Annotated in this window: 1 protein-coding gene; it reads right to left on the bottom strand. The window is 46.9% G+C overall.

Annotation, left to right across the window (positions count from 1 at the left end; genetic code table 11):
* Positions 1–1,098, bottom strand: a 1,098-nt coding sequence (locus tag ACYVRB_RS14215) for an ISL3 family transposase (RefSeq protein WP_461216066.1), incomplete at its 3' end; no start/stop codon positions are given.
* Between the last annotated feature and the right edge of the window lie 142 nt (positions 1,099–1,240).

Raw genomic sequence — 1,240 nt, 5'->3', positions numbered from 1 at the left:
ACTACGGTTCTTTCTCAGGGTCTCAATAGTGGTATCCATCGTTGTCCCTGCGGGTTGATAAGTATCGATGAGACGCCAGACTGCCCGCGTGTCATGATTCATCAACGCGTCGTGTACCGAGATATACATGTCATACACTTGCTTGAGTTTGGGACTTTCAGTTAGAGCAATATCCAAGGCGTTTTCTTCTGTCATATATTCGTTCAGACCAAAGAAATAACGGACGTGTTGGGCATCGGGATCAGCCTTGTGGAAGAGACGCCACTGGGATTTGAGCACTTTGTAGGTTCTTAGATGATGGTCTTGAATCTGCTTAAGGGTAGCAATCCGGGCCTGATCCAGTGCCCGTCCGAGTAGCTGAACGATGTGGAAGCGATCGATAATGATCTGGGCGTTGGGGAAGACTTCATGGACGAAGAGCTGATACGTAGCGTTCATATCCATGGTGATAGTGTGCACGGCTTGGCGTTCTTTGAGGCTGTAGTGCGAGATGAAGAAGTCCTTGATTGTTTTGTTTAGACGATCTCCAAGAAGACTAACTAGTTTGTGGGTATCGCCATCTATACAGATGAACGACATCATATTACTGGTCGAACGGAACTCGTCAAAGCATAAATTAACCGGTAAGTGCCTAGCGGCATGGTACTTGACGTTGGTATCAAGAATTCTTTGAATCGTGCTGGTCGAGACACCTAGCAAGGTTGCGATAGCCTTCTTCGTATAACGTTGGCGAGCTAGCTTAACGGTCGTACGTTGGATACCGTTGGCAATGGAGTGATTGAAGTCAACTAAGGACGTTGTCGCCATAATGGAGTGCTGGCAGTTGTCACACCACCAGCGTTGTTTGTTTAAATCCAGGATTGTCGGGATCTCCGTCGCCCCTTTAACGTGAATATGGGTGAGTTTGTGCCCGTTAGGACGCAAGGTCTCCATGCCACACAGTGGGCAACGTTTCAGAGCGTAAGATAATTCACCAAAGATGACATGTACCTTATGGTAACGGGGGCCTTTACCGCGGTATTCGTCATACACTTCTGAGACACGAATATTTGAATCTGGAATTCCAAGGATAGACAGAGTAGGATTGTACTGGGACATCTATAGACTACCTCACTAGCTTTTGGTTTCGACGCTTAGAGCATAGCATGGGTAGCTTTGTAGGTGTCCTTTTAATTTGTCATTTTAAAAAGGGCCTACACTCTCGGCGTTGGATTTCTCCAACACCAGAAAGTGTAGACCC

This window comes from Lacticaseibacillus boliensis (genome assembly GCF_054784775.1).
This window is presented reverse-complemented; position numbering and strand designations above follow the sequence as displayed.